This is a genomic window from Lonepinella sp. BR2271 (assembly GCF_051851515.1).
Taxonomy (GTDB): domain Bacteria; phylum Pseudomonadota; class Gammaproteobacteria; order Enterobacterales; family Pasteurellaceae; genus Lonepinella.
In genome coordinates, this window is sequence record NZ_JBPDVF010000042.1 from 1 (window position 1) to 276 (window position 276).

At 37.3% G+C, this 276-nt stretch carries 1 tRNA gene; it reads right to left on the minus strand.

Annotated elements, in window-relative coordinates:
* Positions 1–205: 205 nt before the first annotated feature.
* Positions 206–275, minus strand: a tRNA-Glu gene (locus tag ACTG7X_RS11105).
* Between the last annotated feature and the right edge of the window lies 1 nt (position 276).

Sequence of the window (276 nt, forward strand, 5' to 3'; positions counted from 1 at the left end):
ATACAACCTCAAATGTTTTTTTAAGAACACTTGATATTGCGTTTCAACTAAACACTTGACTGCTTTTGTTCAGTCAAGATTTTTTCTACTCAGACTTTCTTTCGAAAATCTCTCAGTTTTCAGCTTGTTTCCAATTTTTTAAAGAACAATAAGAAATTTTAAATAGATAAACAATGTCTCGTCTATCTACCAAATCATCTTTAATTGGCGTCCCCACGGGGATTCGAACCCCGGTTACCGCCGTGAAAGGGCGATGTCCTAGGCCTCTAGACGATG